Genomic DNA, 17009 nt, shown 5'->3' with positions numbered 1-17009 from the left:
CCTCCCGTTCAATTGATAGATTCTTAATAGGCCATTAACTATATACCCAAGTATAGTCTTTGTTAACGAAATGTAAAAAAGAAGAAAGTCCTCATTTTATTGGGTCCTTCTTCTTATCTATTTTGGGACTATAGTCCTATGCTAGATGTCTGGGAGCAGATCGATGTTGTCGATGGCGTAAAGAGCCGCCTTCACACGGTCCGTGACCTCTAGTTTGCGGTAAATATGCGTCGTGTGGTTCTTAACGGTCTTCTCCGTGATGAAAAGCTTATCGGCGATCTCCTTGTTGGTGAGACCTCTGGAGATACAGGAAAGCACCTCAGCTTCTCTGTCCGTGAGTTCCTCGATTTTCGAAGCGCCCTCATGATTTCTGGTTTTGTAACCGTTCACCAGCAATTTCACCAGGCGCTTATCGATATAGTTCTCACCCTTCATCACTTCATGAAGGGCCGCGATCAAGTCCTCTGGGTTTGAGTCTTTCAAGACATAGGCATCTGCCCCTGTGTCCAGCGCCATATGTAGCGATGTGCTGTCATCGTTCACCGTCAGCAAGATGGTCTTTTGATCCATATCCATCTCGTGGAGCTTCTCCAAGACCTGAAAACCCGTGAGCTGCGGCATGTTGATGTCCATGATCAAAAGATCCGGTTTCAACATCTTGATGAAGCCCAGGGTCTCCCGGCCATTTTCCGCCTCACCCACCACGCGGATATCCGCCTCGTACTCTAGGATCCGACGGATGCCCTGGCGGATAAGCGCATGATCATCGGCGATCAGTACCCTAATCGGTGTCGAAGTCATCCATCATCACCTCCTTGCTGATCGGAATCTTCACGTAGTAAGATGTGCCCTTGCCCATCTCCGAATTCACTTTCAGCGACCCGTGCAGATCCTCCACACGTCCCTTGAGGCCCAGCAGTCCGTAGCTCTGCCCCTCGCGCTTCACACGGTCCAACGTCTCTTCGTAATCGAAACCTATGCCGTTGTCCGTTAACTTGATGCTCAGATATTTCGAACCGAAGGCAATCTGCAATTTCATAAGACTCGCCTTGGAGTGTTTCTTCACATTGTTCATGATTTCCTGGAGGATACGGAAAATCGCCAGCTGAATGATCGTGTCCACTTCCTCTTTCATCTCCGTGGCGTGGAACTCAATCTGGATTCCCGTCTCTTCCTTGAACTTATCCAGGTGCTTGCGGATCGTCGGCATCAGGCCGATATCATCCAAACTCATGGGTCTCAGATCGTAAATGATCTTACGCACCTCATCGAGCGTCTGTCGCACCGTCTCTTTCAACTCATCGAGCTCCGCAAAGCCCTGGTTTGCATCGCGCTTGAACACCGCCTTGGTGATCTCTGCCTTGAACACGATATTGGCCATGGCCTGGGCCGGCCCATCGTGAATCTCTCGGCTGATCCGGCGACGCTCTTCCTCCTGGGCCTCCAGGACACGGAGTCCCACGTAGACGCGGTCCTCGTGCGTCGACTGAGAAGTCATTCGCTCGATGGAATCGCTGGTGATAAAGTTCAGCGCGATCCCCACCTGGTTGATCAGCTTCTGACCACTCTCCAGAATCCGCTCCACCTTGCGGAGCGACATCTCCAGCTCCCTGCGTTGTTTGATCAGCTGCTTCTCTTCATTTTGCTTCAGCTGTAACTGGAGCCTCAGCTCCGTGGCATTCTCATAAGCATCCTTGATATCCGACTCTTGGTAACGCGTCAGATCGCGACTCACCACCATGAGATGCTGCCTGGCTTCCTTCTCCTTGCGCTGCAGCGTATCCACATGTTCGATCACCCGGGCAACCTGTGCCTGCACCCGGTCAATTTTTTCTTTGGTCTGTTCGAATTCCACGCGGGCATGCTCGACAATATGATAGATCTCATTCTTACTCATCTCGATCGCATCGATCGTCTGTTTGATGATGTCGTTAAACTCACGCATATCAAAAGCCCTGTCCACCACGGGATCACCCCCAATATCTCCAGTATCTCACGGTTTCATTATACCGCATAGATACCCAAGACAACAGGGCTGAATCCCATAGAGCATGGACAGGGCCCACACCTTACTCTTTGCAACCACAACTGTTCGACAGTTTCATCACCAAAGTGAAGGCCTCGTCCCTCTCGTCGGCCGATCTGTGGATCGCCTCGATCAGGGACAGCAGGTCCCCGATCTCCCCGCGAACCACCGTGGACATCGCGCTCGTCTCGTGGGATAGCCCCGACGCCATCAGGATCTCGAGGATACTTTCCACCGATCCCTTGACGTCCCTTACCCCAAGCGGATAATAAGAAAGCTCTAGGGTCGCGCTTTTCGCCACATCAGACACGCGAACCCCGCCTCTCTTTTTCCATCCAACTGACGATCTGCCTCTGCCGTGAAGGGTTCCTCTCCCGGCGCTAGGTACAGACAACCACCGGTTTTCTCCAGCTCACTAGCGTGAATCCTCCCGAGTTCTCCCGGGCTGAGAAAGGTCACACGACTGAAGACCGGATCTTCTCGGAAGGCTTCCGATCGGTATAGTTTTCCCCAGGCTCCGTCCGCGGTGATGATCCCCACGACAATTTGACCGCCGGGTTTCGTCACGCGGAAGAGTTCCTCGAGCACAACTTTCGGATCCTTTAGAAAAGCAAAGGTCGCCATGGACACCACCCGATCGAACCGATCTTGCGGAAAGGGTAAGTGCTCGAGATCCTCTTTTAGGAGCGTCACCTGGTCGTATGCCACGAGTCGCTCCTCCGCCTTTGCCAGCATGGCCGCGGACTGGTCCACACCGGTGACGCGGCACCCTCTGTCCGCCAATACCTGGGCGAATCGGCCCGTGCCGCATGCGGCATCGAGCACTTCCATCCCTTTTGTGAGATTCAACAGGTCGCGTGCACACTTCCATTCCACCGCTTCCACCACCTCTCCGACCTCCGTGGTGTACCACTGGTCATAGGTAGCGGCCGCCTGGTCAAATAGGGCCATGTCCATCACTTTCCTTCCCTTTCCGCTTGGCTTTGCGATCTCCCGTCAACTCTGCCACGATCCGTTTCCTGAGCGCCATAAAGGCCTCGGGATCCTCCCGGTCGATCGAAACCTCCACCACATCGCCGATGGCCGCCGGGCGGTTCGTCAGCACGTAGATCCGATCGGCCATGTGAATGGCCTCGTCCACATCGTGGGTGATCAGCAGACAAGCCGCGTCCAGTCGACCGATGACGTCCAGCCACCAATCCTGCAGGCGCTCCTTGGTGATTGCATCCAGGCCGCCGAAGGGCTCATCGAGCAAAATCAAATCCTCCGAGAACATATAGGTACGCATGAGGGCCACCCGCTGACGCATCCCACCGGAGAGCTGGTAAGGATACTTCATCTCGAAGCCCTCCAGGCCGAAGACCTCGAAATAAGGGCGCACACGTTCGCGCGCCTCTTTTTTCCTCAGTCCCTTGAGCACATGGGGCAGGGCTACGTTGTCGATCACCTTTTTCCAGGGAAGGAGCAGATCCTTCTGGTGCATGTAGCTCACCCGACCCGTGATACTCGTGTGGTCCTCACCATCGATGACCACACGCCCTTCATCCGGTTTGAGGAGGCCCGCTATGATATTGAAGAGCGTTGTCTTCCCACAGCCCGAGGGGCCGATGATCGCCGCGAACTCTCCCGGCGCCAGGGACAGGTCAATGTCCTCGAGCACAGGCATCCCCTCGTAGGCATAGCTGATGCCATCGAGAAAGAGTCCCTTACTCGGGGAGGTACGCATTGGTGAAAGCCTCCTCCACATCGAGGGGCTCGGCAATCAGCCCGCGCTCATAAAGCCAGTCCGCGTAGTTCGCCCAGGTGCTCGCCTCCATTTCTCCCCAGCGGTCCACACCCCGCGCATACTCCTCCGCCAAGTACTCCTGGCTGGCCAGCGCGATGGTGGCATCGATCTCCGGCGCATGGGTGAGCAGGTGGCCCACAGCCTCCTCGGGGTTCTCGATTGCAAAGTTGTATCCCTTGGATGTTGCCCTCAAAAAAGCCTCGGCCAGTCCCGGATCCCTTTCGAGCAGGTCTTCCGATGCAATGATCACCGGCGTGTAGAAGTCCAGATCTTCATCAAAATCTTGGAGCAGGATGAAATTGAGGTCCATTCCCTTCTGCTCGGCCGCGACGCCATCCCATCCGTAGTAAATCCAGGTGAAGTCCACATGTTCGGCTACGCTGGCAAAGAAATCCATCGCCCCGATGTTCACCATCTCCAGCTCGTCGAAATCAGCGCCCTCCGCCTCCATCATGGAGCGCAGCATGGCCTCTTCCACCGGCGAGCCCCACCCGCCGTACTTCTTACCTTCGAAATCCGCAGGGGTCTCGATCCCCTTGTCCGCCGGCGAGGCAAAACCCGACGTGTTGTGCTGGATCACAGCCGCGATAGCCACGATGGGCAGGTCTGCCTCACCCGTCCGTGCGTAGGTCACCTGCTCTTGGTAACTGATTCCAAAATCAGCCTGTCCCGCTGCGATCAGATCGGCGCTACCGCCTTCAGAGGGCTGGATGATCTCCACGTTGAGCCCCTCCTCGGCAAAGTAGCCTTCTTCTAGCGCAGCGTAAAGACCCGTGTGGTTGGTGTTCGGTACCCAGTCAAGAAGCACCGTAACGTCTTGCATCGTTTCTTCTTCTACCGCCGGCGCACAAGCGGCGACCGAAAGGATCAGGATTGTCATTAGGACCATTGTGGTTGTTTTTCGTTTCATTTTCATTTACCTCCTCTGTTGGTTCCAGGGCATCACCCATTTTTGGATGCCCGTCATTAGTTTAAAAAGTCCCATGCTGAGCAGCACGATCACGACGATCACGGCAAAGACTTTCGTCGTGTCGAAGGACTGTTTTACACGCATCATGTAGACGCCAAGACCCGATGACCCACCGAGCCACTCGCCGATCACAGCGCCCATGATGCTGTAGGTGACCGCAATCCGAAGGCCGGAGAAAAAACTCACACCGGCCGCCGGTAGCTTGACATGATAAAAAAGTGCTGTCTGAGAGGCCCCCATGGAGCGCATCATATCCACAAGCTCTGTATCCACCGAGGCGAAACCCTCGATGAGACTGATGGCCACCGGGAAGAAGCAGACCAAGATCACCACGATGACCTTCGGTAGCATCCCGAAGCCAAACCACAGGACGAAAAGCGGCGCCAGTGCGATGATCGGTACTGTCTGGGATAACACCAAAAGCGGATAGAGCGCCTTCTTCACCAGGGGCAGTCGGTCCATCAGGATCGACAGGATCAGCGCGAAAAGTACCGCCAGGCCGAAACCGAGTAGGGCTTCCTGTAGCGTGGTGATCGCATGGGGAATCAAGCGGGGGGCGTCCGTCACGAGGGTCCGCAGGATGTTCGTGGGTGCCGGTAGAATGTAGGCGGGCACGCCCCCCAGGCGAGTCGCCAGCTCCCAGAGGACCAAGAGTCCCAGGAAGACCGACGCCGGCGCCAGGTGGTTATCGATACTTGCCGATCTTTTCATGCATCGTCACACCTCCCGGCCGGTAATCGATCTTGATCACCGACAGCACCCGGCTGGCACCGGCTTCCGTACAAATCACCTGTGCCTCTTTCACCAGCTCGAGCACCTCGTCCAGCGGGCCCTCCACCGTGGTCTCCATGGGGCCCACTTCATAGGGAAAACCCGAGGCCTGGATCAAGGCGATCACTTGGTCCACCACACCGTAGAGTTGGTCGTCCGGTACGCGGGGTAAAATCTGCAGGCTTAAGTTCACGATATCTTTCAAGAGAAAACCCTCCTTTTCAAAAACAACAAAACACGTCACCAGGATAGCGACGTGTTGTCTCTCGACTTTTGGTCCCTACGCTGGCATTACCCAGATCAGGTTCGAGGGTCGAAACTTTCGTTTCCTCTCAGCCGGTACGCCAGCTCCCCTTTTCCTTATCTACTTTCAGGACCATTGTATGCCAGATCCTCCCTTTTGACAAGGGCGCAAATCGAGCACCCCAAAGAATGAGAAAATTTTGTTATAATGGGTGCATGAGGAGGGAGATCATGCAAACAATTCGAAAAGAACAATGTCACGAGGAAATGGTGGGAACGCAAGAAGCCGTTCTCTGGGCCGCACCGGGCGAAAGGGTCCAGTTCGAGACCTACGACTGCTGGGGGAACGGTTACCGAGAGGACCTGCCGAAACAGAAAAATCCCGCTAGCGGCCCCCTGGGCATCGAGGGCGCCCGGGCGGGTGACCTGCTCCGGATCACCATCCACCGCATCGAGATTGAAGAGGACGGTTACGCTGCCACCGACGATACCTTCGGGTATTTGGCCCCGCTGCTCGACGAGGGAAAGGTCAGCCGCTTTGAGATCAAAGGCGGTCGCATCCAGATCGCCGAGGGCCTCTCCGTTCCCGTCGATCCCATGATCGGGATCATCGGCGTGGCGCCCGTCGAGGCCGTGGACAATTACACCCCCCACGAGCACGGCGGCAACATGGACTGCAAACTGATCACCGAGGGGAGCCTCGTAACCCTCCGCGCCCAGGTGGACGGCGGCCTTTTGTCCGTGGGCGACCTCCACGCGGCCATGGGGGATGGCGAGGTCTGCGTCAGCGGCCTGGAGATCCCCGGGAGGATCACCCTTTCCGTAGAGGTTCTTCAGGACAGCGCCCTACCCACACCTTTTGTCGAGACAAAAGACCGCTTTGCAACCATCGCTTCGCGAAAAACAACGGATGCGGCGCTCGAAGCGGCCAGCCTTGCCATGTTCACCTATCTGACCGAACACAGGGGCCTCGAGAAGAACACCGCCGCCACCCTGATGTCCCTGGGTGGCGACCTCCGGATCTGCCAGGTAGTGGATCCCCAGATCACCGCGCGATTCGAAATACCCAAGGATTTATTTGAAAAAGGAGAGACGCACCGTGGCTAATTATCCACAGATGATCTATAACCTCAGGAAGATCGAGCACAATGCCAAACAGGTCATTGCAAGATGCGAAAAGGTCGGTATCCAGGTGGCCGGTGTGACCAAGGGCGTGGCAGGCGATCTTGAGATCGCAGGCATTTTTCGTAAGATGGGGGCCTCCGAACTGGCCAGTTCTCGTATCGACCACTTGAAGGCCTACAGGAAAGAATGGGATACCCGCACCCTCCTCCTTCGCATCCCCATGCTGGACGAATTGGAAGATGTGCTCACCGGCGCGGACCGCAGCCTGCAATCCGACCTGAAGACGCTCAAAGCACTGGCAAAGCTCTGTGAAAAAAAGGAAAAGCACCACGGCGTGATCCTCATGATGGACCTCGGGGATTTACGGGAGGGCTTCTTCGAACCAGAGGCACTCTTTGAAGCCGCTTCCTTCGTGGAAGAGAACAAGTACCTGGAGCTCGTGGGCATCGGGACGAACCTCGGCTGCTACGGATCCATCCGCCCTACCAAGGAGAACCTGGGCCGTCTCGTGGATCTCGCCGAGTCCATCGAGACCGAGATCATCCACCGCTCTCTTGAGATCATCAGCGGTGGCGCCACCAGCTCCCTGACGCTCCTCTACGACGATGAGATGCCCCCGCGGATCAACCACCTGCGTATAGGAGAGGGGATTCTGCTCGCGAGAGATCTCACGGATTTCTGGGGCTACGACCAAGACGACCTGATCAACACCACCATGCGCATCACCGCCCAGATCATCGAGATCAAGGACAAACCCAGCTATCCCGTGGGCGAAATCACCATCGATGCCTTCGGTAACCGCCCCACCTACGAGGATATCGGCGTGTGCAAGCGGGCACTGGTCGCCCTCGGTAAACAGGACATGGGCGACCACGAGAAACTGATCCCCACCATGGCAGGCGTGACGGTCGTGGGCAGCTCCAGCGACCATCTCATCCTGGATGTCACCAAGTCGGAGAAAATCCTTCGTGTGGGCGACACCCTTTCCTTCTACCCCTACTACCAGGCCATGCTTTTCGCCAGTATCGCCAGCGACGTAAAGAAAACCTACGAATAATAAAATGCGGCCTCCCGCCTTTCCCTTGTAGGGGAAGGGGCGGGGGGCCGCTTCTACTTGGATCGATTATTCTTCTGTTGTTTCGCTTTCCGACACTTCTTCTTGGTCGATCTCGATCGTACTCTCTTCCATGAGGTTGCTGATGTGCTCGCCGATCGCCGTCTCCTGCTCTTGGCTGGCGATCTGATCCCTCAGGGCTTCCTTGATCTCTTCAAACTCCGGGATTTCCTGGGCTTCTTCACCCTCGGGTACTTCTTGTGCACCCATATAGGCCACGTACTCGTCGTAGCTCTCCTGAACTCTTTCATCCGTTACTTCGATGGCTTCCACCGCTTCGGCAAGATAGCGATCGATGGTCATCTGGATCTTCACCATCTGGTCGAGGTCTTCGAGCGTCATGCCGATGTCCTCTAAGATGGTGTTGAACTCTTCCTCAGAACCAAACTGCGTCTTCATCAGTTCGATCTCAGCGGCGACTTCTTCTGTAGAAGTCTCCACACCGGCTTCTTCTGCGGCCTGGAGGAGCACCTCTTCCTGCACCAGCTGGTTCAGTGCGCTGTTCTCGATCTGCGTCAGCATCTCGGCGTTCTCCTCTGCATCGAGGTCGAGACCCTGCTGCTCGTACATGGCGCGGAACTGATCGAGCTGCCTATCGAATCGCTCCTGTGTGATCGGCTCACCGTTCACCGTTGCCACCGCATCGACAGCCATCTCTTCTTGAGCGGCCTCCGGCGCTGGGGTTTCCGATTCTTGTGAACAAGCGGCTCCGGTGATGGCTACCGCCACCATGAGCGTGAGTAATCCATATTTCTTCATCTGCTTCATTTTCAGTCGCTCCTTTTCTTCTACGTTTCAACTCTACTAACCGTATCACGAAGTCTACCAAATGACAATAACGTGCGTGTGACGAAAAAATGGCCGTTCTATGAACGGCCCCTATTCATTCTTCTTTGATCGTGGAAAAAGCCACCATGGTCTTGATTTCCTTCACGCCTTCGAAGCACTTCAAGTCCTTCATGATGAAGTCCTCCAAGGAATCCGTATCCTTCAAGGCCACCTTCATGAAGTAGTCGAACTCCCCCGAAATGTGATGGCAGGACAGGATCCGGTCATCGCCCAGGACAAAAGCCTTGAAAGAGGGTAGATCCATGCTGTGTTCCACGTTGATGCCCACATAGGTGAGCAGTCCCTGGTCCGTCATCCCCCGGTCCACCCGGAGGGTGTACTTGGCGATGACGCCCTGCTCCTCTAGGCGTTTTACCCGGTCGCGAACCGCCGGGATCGATAGATCCACCGCACGACTCATATCGGAGATCGAGCGCCGGCTATTTTGCTTTAGAAGTTCCAGTAGTTGTCGATCGATCTGATCCAATTGTATTTCCTCCTCAACCGTTCAAAAGCACCAGACCGATCAATGCAAAGACCAGTCCGATCAGCTGTCTTGTTCCCATGGGCTCCGCAAAGACCAGGACCCCCACCGCAAAGAGCACTGCAGCGACCAGTCCGTTGGCCACGAGGGAAGCCGTCCCGATGGGCCAGCTGCTCCTGTAGATCAAAAGGAACCCGATCTCAATGCCCACGATAGCCACACCCAGCAAGACGGACCACCGGTTCACGCGTCCCAGCTCACCGACGATGGTTCCTTCCGGTGGCCAGATCAACAAGATCAAAAGCGAGAGCACCAGGGAAACCGTATAGGTCACCACCAGGGAGACAGCAGGGTGAACCACCGTGTCGATGGCCTTCTGAGAGATATGGTAGAACACCGTCACAATCACCACGAAAAACATCGATACCCAGCGCACGGTCTTCCCCCTCCCTATTCATTAAGTCTATTCTACCACAAAACAAAGAAAGACCGCGAAGGGTCTTTCTAGAGCGTCATATCGATTCGGGTCATGAGCTTTCGGTACAAGAGGGTCAGTGCCACCATGACCATACCCGAGAGCGTCAGCATCCAAAAAGTGGGGATGTATTGAATCGCCCAACCCGAGAGCAGTAAGCCCAAGGGAGCGATTATCTTGACCAGGGTCATCACCAGGCTCATCACGCGTCCGAGCATGGCTTCCGGCACACGGGTCTGCATGATGGCCATGATGGGAATATCCAAAAGCGAGATCGCCACCCCGAGCAGCCCCATCACGAGGGTCAAGTAGACGGTCAGGTCCATCGGAACCGCCCATCCGAGCGGCAGTGCCATTGCCAGGATACAGACCCCCAGCAGGGTGTTCACCATAAGGAGCAGGCGGCTGTAGCTCATGTGCTTGGTGATTCGCCCGACGACCAGCGCCCCCAAAATCAAGCCCACCGAACTGGCCGATTGGATGATCCCGTAGGCCGTGGACTCCAGACGAAAGACCTCGTTCACGATATAGGGTAGCGGTACCATGACGGCGAAGCCCAATATGAAATTGATCGCCAAGAAAATCCACATCACGAACTGCATATCGGCGTGTGCCCGCAGGTAGTCGAAGGCCTCACGGATCTCTCTTCGAAATCCGATGGGGCCCGTCATCTTTTCCCTGGTCTGATAAAGATGAAAATCGATGAAACCCTCTGATAGGGCGGAGAGCAGAAAAGAGATCCCGTTGCACAGGAGGAAGAAACGGATGTCGACCAGAGCGTAGATCAGGCCACCGAGCATCGGTCCGCCGATCGTCGAAAGCGAATCCACTACCTTGGAGGATGCATTGAGCGAAAGGAGCCGGTCTTTGGCCACGATCTGGGGTTTTGAAGCTTCCAGCGCGATGCCGAAAAAGGTATTGAGCAGGGCCAGGAGAAACACGCTCCCGTACACGAGGGTGAGCGTCAGCGGGCGCTCGCTCGTGAAGAGATAAAGCCCCACCAGGGACAGCCCGCTGATCGCATCGGCCCCCACGACCAACTTCTTCTTGTCCAGCCGATCGGCCAGCACGCCGGCGAAAGGATTGATCAGGAGCATCGGGATCATGCCGAAGACCAGGGTCGTGGCAAAGGAACCGGCTGAACCCGTTACTGTCAATACATAAAGACCGATGGCAAAGGTATAGATGGAGGAACCGAGCAGGGAGACCAGCTTTCCCATCGTGAACAGCACGAGGTTCCGTCTTTCCTTCGATTCCATTTGTTTTTCAAGTACCACTGTATCGTACATCATGTCGATCACCTCTTGTCTACATCATAGGATGTGGTGTAGACACCATCGCAAGAGGTGAGCCGCGTGCATTTTAATGCTTTCTCCCTAAACCGTGGGGTCCACCCCATCTTTTTCAGCGATCAAAGAAATCATGTGGATCCGATCGCCGGGCTTCAGGTAGTTTTCGTGGGCACCGCCCGTCTCAGCGATCTCCGGGCCCTTTCGCATCGCCAGTCTGTCGAAACCCAGCCGGTCGATTTTGTCCAGGATCTTCTGCTCTTGAAACTGCGGTCTCTTCTCCGCAGAGACAACGGCCGCGGGACCAAAGTGGTCGTATAAGATATAGGCTCCGGCCAACGTACACTTCGGTGCCATCAGGGGCGAGACGACCTCCAGTAAAAAAATTGGCTCGTCAAAGGCAAAGTTGCTCGAGCCCGATTGATCGATCACGGTGTCCACGATTCCCTTTTTCAAAGGAATCGCCCTGAAATCGCTGCAGATGAACACAATATTCCGCCGGATCTCTAAGGACTCCAGGATTGCCTTCAGCTGGCGTACCATGCCCTCGTGAAAGTCCACTGCATAATAGGTCACCTCTTCGGGGAGGCTACTGAGCACGTGGCGGAGGAAAAAACCCGCGCCCGATCCCAATTCTAAAACCCGGTGGCCCGAAAGCCTGGAGAAATCCATGGTTTTTAGAAACCAAGCGAGACCTTCCGTGAAGGCGTTGAGGTACACCGGCGGTGTGCCGTTGATGAAGGACAGCATGGAGTAGGTGAAATTCTCCTTTGGTCGATAAACCCCTTCAGCGAACAGGATTCCCGATGCGATCCTGTACAGCTGACCGCAACTGCAGCGGAGTTCCCCCGACCTCACCTGGTTATCCACCACCTCGTCGGCGCTCAGCTGAAGGGCGCCCCCACACCTGTGACAACCTAGATCTTCCAAACAGGATAGGGGCAGATCGAGTCGGTGGTAACTCCGCTCCTCTGTTTTCTCGAGTTCCTTCACGCGGGCATCCAGGTTTTCGATAAACCCTTGTCGCTCTCTGATCTCCTCGATCAGATGGGCACGCTTCTCACGCATCAACCCCACGAGATGATCGAGCTCTTCCTCCGTCCGCAGGGTCCCCAGTCGGAAGAACCAAAAGATCGTACGGATCTCTTTGAGGTTGAAGCCCATCTCGCGATAGGTGAAGAGGCGTTCGAGATCCTCCTGGCACCGCCCGTCGAAATCATACTGCCCACCCTGCTTCTGGGGCAGGAGAAGACCCAGATCCATATAGTGTCGGATCGCATCCGTCGACAGATCATTCTTCTTGGCAAACCGTCCGATACGCATCGATTACCACCCCGCGAGCCATGCTACCGCTAGAACCGCGATCAATCCCGCGGCCGAGAGCACGAAATTCTTCACCGCCAGCACAAAGGTCCGCCCCTTGTGCGGATCCGCCGAAAAAGTCGCCACATTCTTTAGGATCGGAATCAGGACGAGAGACAGGATGACGCCGAAAAGCGGTAAAAAACCCACGATGGAGGCAGCCACCGTCCCTACGAATCCTGTGATATAGAGCCACTTGAAGAGAACCAGACCCCGCTCTCTTCCGATGGCTACCACCAGTGTGAGGCGGTGATTGTGCGCATCTTCCTCCAGATCGCAAAGATTGTTGGCCAGCATAATGTTGGCGATTCCCGTCACCAGGGGTAGAGAAACCAGGATCAGTCCCAAGAGTTCCTGAGGATCCACTGTGAGGGACCAAAGACCGGTCTTGAGGGTGAGCGAAGCCACGGTGGGTCCCGCGTGGATGTACACGACGAGAAAGACGATTCCGAAGCCCATGGTGATGCCTGAGATCGCTTCCCCGTAGGGCGTCCGGTTGATCGATGCGGGACCGAAGGAATACAGCATACCGATGCCCGCTGCGATCATGCCGATAAGAAGCGTCAGCGGTCCTGTCCGTAACACGAGGAGGATGCCCAAAAATGCCGCCGCTGCTAGCAGTCCCGCGATGGTGCCCAGGGCCTCTTTTTTCGACAGCCCGTGGGCCACCACAGCGTTATGCACTTCGTAGCCGTAGCCTTCCTTCATTTTGGCCTTGCGATAATCCTGGTAATTGTTCACGGCGGTCGTCGCCATATCGATCAAGAGAAGGGACCCGAGCATCAAGAGCGCCGCGGGCATATCAAAGGTATCGAATCGGTAGAGCGCGTACAAGGTGCCCACCAGATAGGGAAAGACACTGGCGACTTTGGTCTGGATTTCTACATACTTGAAAAAAGCTGCGATGGTCATGGGATAATCGTCTCCTTTGCCTGATTTCTTTTCGCTCACCATTATATCATCCTATGTGCCAAAAAATGAAAAATCGCCCGACATTTCATCGGACGATTCTTCGTGTAGGTGTTACATTTCGATGAGTAAAGAGGTACCCATACCGCCACCGACGCATAGCGTGGCGAGTCCCTTCTTGGACTCTCGTTTCTTCATCTCGTAGATCAGCGTCGTCAGGATCCTAGCACCGGAAGCACCCACGGGGTGTCCGATGGCAATGGCACCACCGTTGACGTTCACGATGTCAGGATTCAGACCAAGGTCTTTCACGACGGCGAGGCTCTGGGCTGCGAAAGCTTCGTTGGCCTCCACCAGGTCGAGATCCTCGATCTTCCAACCGGATTGCTCCAGGGCGATCTTCGTTGCGGGAACTGGTCCATAGCCCATGATCGCTGGGTCTACACCGGCCGTTCCGTAAGCGACGATCTTCGCGAGGGGCTCGAGTCCCAGCGCGTCTGCTTTTTCTTTTGACATCACAATCAGCATGGCCGCACCGTCGTTGATGCCCGAGGCATTCCCCGCGGTAACCGTACCGTCTTTCTTGAAGGCAGGTCTCAACTTGCCGAGGCCCTCGGTCGTCGCACCGTAGCGGATGTACTCGTCATCCTCCACGATGATCGGGTCTTTCTTTCTCTGGGGAATCTCAACGGGTACGATCTCCGCCTTGAAACGCCCTTCCTTCTGTGCTTTCTCCGCACGATTCTGACTCATCACGGCGAAAGCATCTTGCTCTTCGCGTGTGAGTTGCCATCTCTCGGCGATGTTCTCTGCCGTGATGCCCATGTGGTAACCGTGGAAGGCATCGGTGAGCGCATCCTTGATCATGTGGTCCACCATTTTCACATCGCCCATCTTGGAACCAAAACGATTGGTATCCGAGAGGTAAGGCGCATTGGACATGCTCTCCGTACCACCGCAAAGAATCGTGTCAGCATCGCCGAGCTTGATCAGCTGTGCCGCGAGGCTCACGGCCCGGAGACCGCTACCGCACAAGATGTTCAGCGCCATGGCCGGTTTCTCGTAAGGAATGCCCGCGTTCACGGCCACTTGACGTGATACGTTCTGTCCCTGTCCAGCGCTCAAGATATTTCCGATCATGATCTCGTCGATGATCTCCGGCTGGATGCCGGCACGCTTGATGGCTTCTTTGGCCGCGATGGTACCGAGGTCCACCGCTGTTTTCGATTTCAACGCTCCACCGAAAGAACCCACTGGGGTTCTGACGGCCGAGACGATTACTACTTCACGCATCTTAGGTGCTCCTTTCGATTACAGTCGAAGTCCGCCGTTGACAGACAACAGGTGCCCTGTCACGAAGGACGATTCGTCGCTGGCCAGGAAGAGGGCCGCATTGGCGATCTCCTGAGGTTCCCCAAGTCGCTTGAGCATTGTCTTCTCGCGAATCGGATCGAGCACCTTATCCGGTACCGTCTGCATCATTTCCGTGTTGATGTAACCGGGGGCAATAGCATTCGCTCGAACGGCTGCACCCTTGCGCGAGAACTCTTTCGCCCAAGTCTTCGCCATAGCGATCACGCCAGCTTTTGTCGCCGCGTAGTTGGTCTGACCCACGTTACCGAATTCACCAACGACCGATGAGATGTTGATGATCGATCCGGCACCCTGCTGCATCATCTGAGGACCGATCAGCTGAACGAGGTTGAAGACACCCTTGAGGTTGACATCGATGACGAAATCCCACATGTCCTCGGACATCTTGTGGATCAGCGCATCGCGTGTGATCCCGGCGTTGTTCACGAGGATATCAATCTTCCCGTATTTTTCCACCACGTGATCGAAGAACTTTTTCAGTCCGTCGCGATCCGTTACGTCGCCTTTATAGAATTCTACATTTTCGTTCTCGTAATCCGGCTCGTCGAAACTCAAGTTCACGACTTTTGCGCCTTCACGGACATAGGTGAGTGCAATGGCTTTACCGATGCCGCGTGACGCACCCGTCACGATGGCTACTTTATCTTGCAAACGCATGATTTTGCCTCCTTATTGGCTGATGGTTTTTACTAGAGTTTTAGATTCATCTTCTCCGCGTGGAAAATGCGTGCGTCCATTTCCTTCAGATTGTCAGAAACGGCGGGCTTGAAGTGCATCTGTGCGAAAATATCCTTCTCGAGATCCACGCCCGGTGCGATTTCAGTGAGCGTCAACCCAGCTTCCGTCAGTTCGAAAACAGCGCGCTCAGTGATGTAGACAACAGGCTGTCCCTGTTCGAAAGCAAAGTCCCCGGAGAAGGTGACCTGCTCCACGTGCTCGAGGAATTTCTTGAACTTTCCTTCCTGCGCGATCTCGATCTTCCCGTCGGCCACATTGATCTTAAGGCCACCGGCCGTGAAGGTTCCACAGTACACCACTTTTTTGGCATTCTGGGAAATGTTCACGAATCCACCGCAACCGGCGATTTTCGGCCCGAACTTCGATACATTCACGTTTCCGCGACCATCACACTGGGCCAGACCCAGGAAAGTCACGTCGAGGCCGCCGCCGTCGTAGAAATCAAACTGGTAAGGCTGGTCGATGATCATATCGGGGTTGGTCGCCGCACCAAAGCTGAGTCCGCCTGCGGGTATACCGCCGATGGTACCGGCCTCCGTGGTGAGCACGAGACCCTCGACACCCTCTTCATTGGCTACGATCGATACGCCTTCTGGCATCCCGATCCCCAGGTTCGTGATCGCATGGGGCACGAGCTCCATAGCGGCCCGTCTGGCGATAACCTTACGCTCGTTGAGCGGAAGCGGAGGAATGCTAGTGACCGGCACCCGAATCTCCTGGGAGTACGAAGGGTTGTGTTGCTCTGCGAAGGTCTGCATATGATCCTTGGCATCTGCCTCGACGATCGCATCTACATAGATCCCCGGGATCTTAACCTGAGAGTAGTCGATAGTGCCAGGCTCCACGACCTTTTCCACCTGGAGGATGACCTTGCCGCCGGAATTCTTGGCAGCTTGAGCCATGGCCAGCATCTCGAGGCTCAGGGCCTCTTTTTCGAAGGTGCAGTTCCCGGCCGGATCGGCGTAGGTCCCGCGAATCAGTGCCACGTCGATGGGGAAGGAATGGTAGAACATCCACTCTTCGCCGCGCAAGTTGATGACCTCCACGAGGTCTTCCGATGTCACGTCATTGATCTTTCCACCCTCGAGTCTCGGGTCAGCAAAGGTCTTCAGACCCACCTTGGTCACCACGCCCGGCTTCTTACCGGCAATGGTGCGGAAGAGGTGGCTAATCGCTCCCTGCGGGAAATTGTAGGCTTCGATTTTGTTTTCGATGGCCAGCTTCTGGAGCTTGGGGGCCAAGCCCCAGTGTCCGCCGATCACGCGCTTCACGAGACCCTCGTGACCGAGGTGATTCAGACCGCGGTCTTTACCATCACCCTGTCCTGCAGCGTACACCAGCGTCAGGTCCGTGGGCTTGCCTTCTTTCAGGAACAGTTCTTCGACGCCACGGGAAAGGGCTTCGGGGTGCATGTTACCCACGAAGCCTCCCGTAGCGACGGTCGAACCACTCTCAATCAGTTTGATTGCATCTTCCAAACTCATTAATTTTGTCATGTTCAACCTCACTTTTTCT

The 17009-nt window shown here is 55.5% G+C and carries 19 protein-coding genes and 1 riboswitch; of the genes, 2 read left to right on the top strand and 17 right to left on the bottom strand.

The genetic code is table 11. The features are described from left to right. Positions 1-141: 141 nt before the first annotated feature. The 8 genes from ACULM0_RS09330 to ACULM0_RS09295 form a co-directional block, all read right to left on the bottom strand. Positions 142-801, bottom strand: a complete 660-nt coding sequence (locus ACULM0_RS09330) for a response regulator (protein WP_463677279.1) — start codon at positions 799-801, stop codon at positions 142-144. Further along, positions 782-1963 (bottom strand): sensor histidine kinase, encoded by a 1182-nt coding sequence (locus tag ACULM0_RS09325; protein ID WP_463677278.1) that lies wholly within the window; start codon positions 1961-1963, stop codon positions 782-784. The genes ACULM0_RS09330 and ACULM0_RS09325 overlap by 20 nt, the downstream gene beginning before the upstream one ends. 106 nt (positions 1964-2069) lie before the next feature. Further along, positions 2070-2336 (bottom strand): YkoF family thiamine/hydroxymethylpyrimidine-binding protein, encoded by a 267-nt coding sequence (locus ACULM0_RS09320; protein WP_463677277.1) that lies wholly within the window; start codon positions 2334-2336, stop codon positions 2070-2072. Continuing rightward, positions 2306-2977, bottom strand: coding sequence for a class I SAM-dependent methyltransferase (locus tag ACULM0_RS09315; RefSeq protein WP_463677276.1), 672 nt, complete (start codon positions 2975-2977; stop codon positions 2306-2308). The genes ACULM0_RS09320 and ACULM0_RS09315 overlap by 31 nt, the downstream gene beginning before the upstream one ends. After that, complete coding sequence (locus ACULM0_RS09310; protein WP_463677275.1) at positions 2964-3752, bottom strand: ABC transporter ATP-binding protein; 789 nt, start codon at positions 3750-3752, stop codon at positions 2964-2966. The genes ACULM0_RS09315 and ACULM0_RS09310 overlap by 14 nt, the downstream gene beginning before the upstream one ends. Next, on the bottom strand, positions 3733-4722 hold the full coding sequence (locus tag ACULM0_RS09305) for an ABC transporter substrate-binding protein (protein WP_463677274.1): 990 nt from the start codon (positions 4720-4722) through the stop codon (positions 3733-3735). The genes ACULM0_RS09310 and ACULM0_RS09305 overlap by 20 nt, the downstream gene beginning before the upstream one ends. Positions 4723-4728: 6 nt before the next feature. Beyond that, positions 4729-5493 carry an ABC transporter permease gene (locus ACULM0_RS09300; protein WP_463677273.1) on the bottom strand — a complete coding sequence of 255 codons (765 nt, stop codon included), beginning with the start codon at positions 5491-5493 and terminating at the stop codon, positions 4729-4731. After that, positions 5468-5758: a thiamine-binding protein gene (locus tag ACULM0_RS09295; RefSeq protein ID WP_463677272.1), complete on the bottom strand. Its 291-nt coding sequence runs from the start codon at positions 5756-5758 to the stop codon at positions 5468-5470. The genes ACULM0_RS09300 and ACULM0_RS09295 overlap by 26 nt, the downstream gene beginning before the upstream one ends. A 58-nt stretch (positions 5759-5816) precedes the next feature. Further along, positions 5817-5918, bottom strand: a riboswitch (TPP riboswitch). Between the two features lie 109 nt (positions 5919-6027). Between ACULM0_RS09295 and ACULM0_RS09290 the strand changes: the two genes are divergently transcribed. Together ACULM0_RS09290 and ACULM0_RS09285 are read left to right on the top strand one after the other, a co-directional pair. Further along, complete coding sequence (locus tag ACULM0_RS09290) at positions 6028-6903, top strand: acetamidase/formamidase family protein (protein WP_463677271.1); 876 nt, start codon at positions 6028-6030, stop codon at positions 6901-6903. After that, positions 6896-7978: an alanine racemase gene (locus ACULM0_RS09285; protein WP_463677270.1), complete on the top strand. Its 1083-nt coding sequence runs from the start codon at positions 6896-6898 to the stop codon at positions 7976-7978. Before ACULM0_RS09290 ends, ACULM0_RS09285 begins: the two co-directional genes overlap by 8 nt. A gap of 66 nt (positions 7979-8044) precedes the next feature. Here the strand turns inward: ACULM0_RS09285 and ACULM0_RS09280 are convergent, their stop codons facing one another. From ACULM0_RS09280 to ACULM0_RS09240, 9 genes are all read right to left on the bottom strand, one after another. Continuing rightward, positions 8045-8803, bottom strand: coding sequence for a SurA N-terminal domain-containing protein (locus tag ACULM0_RS09280; protein WP_463677269.1), 759 nt, complete (start codon positions 8801-8803; stop codon positions 8045-8047). A 115-nt stretch (positions 8804-8918) separates the two neighbouring features. Further along, entirely contained in the window at positions 8919-9350 is a 432-nt protein-coding gene (locus tag ACULM0_RS09275) for an Lrp/AsnC family transcriptional regulator (RefSeq protein ID WP_463677268.1), read from the bottom strand. A gap of 13 nt (positions 9351-9363) precedes the next feature. After that, positions 9364-9783 carry a hypothetical protein gene (locus ACULM0_RS09270; protein WP_463677267.1) on the bottom strand — a complete coding sequence of 140 codons (420 nt, stop codon included), beginning with the start codon at positions 9781-9783 and terminating at the stop codon, positions 9364-9366. 68 nt (positions 9784-9851) lie between these two features. Then, positions 9852-11114: an MFS transporter gene (locus tag ACULM0_RS09265; protein WP_463677266.1), complete on the bottom strand. Its 1263-nt coding sequence runs from the start codon at positions 11112-11114 to the stop codon at positions 9852-9854. A gap of 84 nt (positions 11115-11198) precedes the next feature. After that, on the bottom strand, positions 11199-12434 hold the full coding sequence (locus tag ACULM0_RS09260) for a MerR family transcriptional regulator (protein WP_463677265.1): 1236 nt from the start codon (positions 12432-12434) through the stop codon (positions 11199-11201). Positions 12435-12437: 3 nt separating this feature from the next. Beyond that, positions 12438-13427, bottom strand: a complete 990-nt coding sequence (locus ACULM0_RS09255; protein WP_463677264.1) for a 1,4-dihydroxy-2-naphthoate polyprenyltransferase — start codon at positions 13425-13427, stop codon at positions 12438-12440. Between the two features lie 69 nt (positions 13428-13496). Then, positions 13497-14675 carry an acetyl-CoA C-acetyltransferase gene (locus ACULM0_RS09250; RefSeq protein WP_463677263.1) on the bottom strand — a complete coding sequence of 393 codons (1179 nt, stop codon included), beginning with the start codon at positions 14673-14675 and terminating at the stop codon, positions 13497-13499. An 18-nt stretch (positions 14676-14693) separates the two neighbouring features. Further along, positions 14694-15413, bottom strand: a complete 720-nt coding sequence (locus tag ACULM0_RS09245; protein WP_463677262.1) for a beta-ketoacyl-ACP reductase — start codon at positions 15411-15413, stop codon at positions 14694-14696. 32 nt (positions 15414-15445) lie between these two features. Next, the gene (locus ACULM0_RS09240) at positions 15446-16990 is read right to left on the bottom strand and encodes an acyl CoA:acetate/3-ketoacid CoA transferase (RefSeq protein WP_463677261.1); all 1545 of its coding nucleotides are present in this window, start codon (positions 16988-16990) and stop codon (positions 15446-15448) included. Positions 16991-17009 lie beyond the last annotated feature (19 nt).

It is taken from the genome of Halotolerantifilum yawarlongkerapense (assembly GCF_054506745.1).
This window is presented reverse-complemented; position numbering and strand designations above follow the sequence as displayed.

What these genes read in the sequence shown, in the direction of transcription:
- ACULM0_RS09330 (WP_463677279.1), bottom strand. Translation starts at nt 801, where the DNA reads ATGACTTCGACACCGATTAGGGTACTGATCGCCGATGATCATGCGCTT.
- ACULM0_RS09315 (WP_463677276.1), bottom strand. Translation starts at nt 2,977, where the DNA reads ATGGCCCTATTTGACCAGGCGGCCGCTACCTATGACCAGTGGTACACC.
- ACULM0_RS09310 (WP_463677275.1), bottom strand. Translation starts at nt 3,752, where the DNA reads ATGCGTACCTCCCCGAGTAAGGGACTCTTTCTCGATGGCATCAGCTAT.
- ACULM0_RS09305 (WP_463677274.1), bottom strand. Translation starts at nt 4,722, where the DNA reads ATGAAACGAAAAACAACCACAATGGTCCTAATGACAATCCTGATCCTT.
- ACULM0_RS09300 (WP_463677273.1), bottom strand. Translation starts at nt 5,493, where the DNA reads ATGAAAAGATCGGCAAGTATCGATAACCACCTGGCGCCGGCGTCGGTC.
- ACULM0_RS09290 (WP_463677271.1), top strand. Translation starts at nt 6,028, where the DNA reads ATGCAAACAATTCGAAAAGAACAATGTCACGAGGAAATGGTGGGAACG.
- ACULM0_RS09280 (WP_463677269.1), bottom strand. Translation starts at nt 8,803, where the DNA reads ATGAAGCAGATGAAGAAATATGGATTACTCACGCTCATGGTGGCGGTA.
- ACULM0_RS09265 (WP_463677266.1), bottom strand. Translation starts at nt 11,114, where the DNA reads ATGATGTACGATACAGTGGTACTTGAAAAACAAATGGAATCGAAGGAA.
- ACULM0_RS09260 (WP_463677265.1), bottom strand. Translation starts at nt 12,434, where the DNA reads ATGCGTATCGGACGGTTTGCCAAGAAGAATGATCTGTCGACGGATGCG.
- ACULM0_RS09255 (WP_463677264.1), bottom strand. Translation starts at nt 13,427, where the DNA reads ATGGTGAGCGAAAAGAAATCAGGCAAAGGAGACGATTATCCCATGACC.
- ACULM0_RS09250 (WP_463677263.1), bottom strand. Translation starts at nt 14,675, where the DNA reads ATGCGTGAAGTAGTAATCGTCTCGGCCGTCAGAACCCCAGTGGGTTCT.
- ACULM0_RS09245 (WP_463677262.1), bottom strand. Translation starts at nt 15,413, where the DNA reads ATGCGTTTGCAAGATAAAGTAGCCATCGTGACGGGTGCGTCACGCGGC.
- ACULM0_RS09240 (WP_463677261.1), bottom strand. Translation starts at nt 16,990, where the DNA reads ATGACAAAATTAATGAGTTTGGAAGATGCAATCAAACTGATTGAGAGT.